Source organism: Bradyrhizobium sp., from assembly GCF_049691595.1.
Classification (GTDB): Bacteria; Pseudomonadota; Alphaproteobacteria; order Rhizobiales; family Xanthobacteraceae; genus Bradyrhizobium.
The window spans coordinates 1-2,044 of the sequence record NZ_JBAVNZ010000146.1 but is presented as its reverse complement, the minus strand read 5'-3'; the positions used below and the strand labels follow the sequence as shown (position 1 = coordinate 2,044).

The window sequence follows — 2,044 nt, the reverse complement described above, 5'->3', positions numbered from 1 at the left end:
GTCTAGACCCCTGCCGATATTTTTCGCATCGTTGGCGCTGATAATGCCCTGCGCGGCGAGCATCGCCGCGTGGGCCTTGGACGCGGCGATGTCCTGGGCGTAGAGGTGACGATCGACGTCGATCGAGACGTTGATTTCCTCCATGATCGCATCGGGACGCCCGGAGAACCGGCCGCCCCACATCTTGTTGCTCATGACTTCCCGCTCACGACTTCTCCGGGGTATTGAGGCGTCAGGGTATCGAGGCTTGGTCATTTATCGCCGAAGCCGGCGAAACGCGGTGCCGGCATCGGCCGTAATATGGGTCACTGCATAGCCGTATCTGGTACAGGATGACAAACGATATGCCCGAAAAGCCCTCAGCTTCCGCGGCCGCCACGCGCCGGATCCCGCTGGTGATCGGCGCGGTCGTGGTCGGCGCGGCCCTCGGATTTGCCGGGGTCTACGGGATCGGCGGGCTGAAACGCGGTTTTGGCGGCGATTCCGCTTGCAGCGGCGCCGTCAGCCTGGCCCAAAAAATCGCGCCGCTGGCGCATGGCGAGGTCGCCGCGCTGACCATGGCCACGAGCCCGTTGCGGCTGCCGGACCTCGCCTTCGAGGATGCCGACGGCAAGCCCAAAAAGCTGTCCGACTGGCGCGGCAAGACCGTGCTGGTGAACCTGTGGGCGACCTGGTGCGTGCCCTGCCGCAAGGAGATGCCGGCGCTGGACAGTTTGCAGACCAAACTCGGCGGCAAGGATTTCGAGGTGGTGGCAATCAACATCGACACCCGCGACCCGGACAAGCCCAGGAATTTCGTGAAGGAGGCCAATCTGACCCGGCTCGGCTATTTTAGCGACCAGAAAGCTAAGGTATTTCAGGACCTTAAGAGCGTCGGAAAAGCGCTGGGGATGCCGACCTCGGTGTTGGTGGACGGCCAGGGCTGCGAAATCGCCACCATTGCCGGCCCCGCGGAATGGGCCAGCGAGGACGCCATCAAGCTGATCAAGGCGGCGGTGAAGCCGGCGACGGCGGGATTTTAGGCCGTAATATTGATGTTGCCGCCGACTCCCGGACCGAGATTGGCTGTTGACGGCGCGGCCTGCCCGCCCAAAAGCGTCTGCACCGCGAATTTTTCGGCATCGGCATTGGATTTCAGGATCGAGGTCACGATCTGCGTCTGCACGCCACCGGCCTTGGCGGCGAGAAGGCTGGTGACCATGCTCATCATGTCCATAGGCGAGCCCCCCGAAGCTGCGAACACCCTAACCCGGCGCGGTTAACGTTCTTTCAACCGTGTCCCGGACGCGGTGCAGCGCGCTTGGCGCTGCTCCGTAGAGCCGGGATCCAATCCCAGCATCGATGGACCCCGGATCAGCTGCGCGGCATCCGGGGAACGAGAACCATCACCGCGTCGGGACCGGCCTGTCGCCGCGGTAATCGTAGAAGCCGCGCTGGGTCTTGCGGCCGAGCCAGCCGGCCTCGACATATTTCACCAACAGCGGGCACGGCCGGTATTTGGAGTCCGCCAGCCCCTCGTGCAGCACCTGCATGATCGACAGACAGGTATCGAGGCCGATGAAGTCGGCGAGTTCCAGCGGCCCCATCGGATGATGCGCCCCGAGCTTCATCGCGGCGTCGATCGCCTCGACATTGCCGACGCCCTCGTAAAGCGTGTAGATCGCCTCGTTGATCATCGGCAGCAGGATGCGGTTGACGATGAAAGCGGGAAAATCCTCCGCGACCGCGATGAGCTTGCCCAGCTTGGTGACGAACGCCTTGGTGCTCTCGAAGGTCGGATCGCCAGTGGCGATGCCGCGGATCACCTCGACCAGTTTCATCAGCGGGACCGGATTCATGAAGTGGATGCCAATGAACTGTTCGGCGCGGTCGGTCGCGGAGGCGAGGCGCGTGATCGAGATTGACGAGGTGTTGCTGGCGATGATCGCTTCCGGCTTCAGCGTCGCGCAGAGATCGTGAAAGATCTTGCGCTTGATTTCTTCCTTTTCGACCGCAGTCTCGATCACGAGATCGCAGTCCGACAGCCCGTCGAGCGTCTCGGTGG

At 63.0% G+C, this 2,044-nt stretch carries 3 protein-coding genes and 1 pseudogene; 1 reads left to right on the top strand and 3 read right to left on the bottom strand.

Annotated elements, in window-relative coordinates:
* Nucleotides 1-195: pseudogene (locus WCE35_RS06455) on the bottom strand (argininosuccinate lyase); the annotation flags it as partial.
* 137 nt (nucleotides 196-332) lie between these two features.
* Between WCE35_RS06455 and tlpA the strand changes: the two are divergent.
* Entirely contained in the window at nucleotides 333-1,022 is a 690-nt protein-coding gene (tlpA, locus tag WCE35_RS06450) for a thiol:disulfide interchange protein TlpA (RefSeq protein WP_424592515.1), read from the top strand.
* On the opposite strand, the gene WCE35_RS06445 is transcribed toward tlpA, so the two are convergent.
* Entirely contained in the window at nucleotides 1,019-1,216 is a 198-nt protein-coding gene (locus tag WCE35_RS06445) for a hypothetical protein (protein ID WP_424592514.1), read from the bottom strand. The genes tlpA and WCE35_RS06445 overlap by 4 nt on opposite strands.
* A 169-nt stretch (nucleotides 1,217-1,385) precedes the next feature.
* A partial coding sequence (locus WCE35_RS06440) for a 3-hydroxybutyryl-CoA dehydrogenase (protein ID WP_424592513.1) occupies nucleotides 1,386-2,044 on the bottom strand: 659 nt, incomplete at its 5' end.

Coding starts and splice junctions, on each gene's coding strand:
- tlpA (WP_424592515.1), top strand. CDS start 333: ATGACAAACGATATGCCCGAAAAGCCCTCAGCTTCCGCGGCCGCCACG.
- WCE35_RS06445 (WP_424592514.1), bottom strand. CDS start 1,216: ATGGACATGATGAGCATGGTCACCAGCCTTCTCGCCGCCAAGGCCGGT.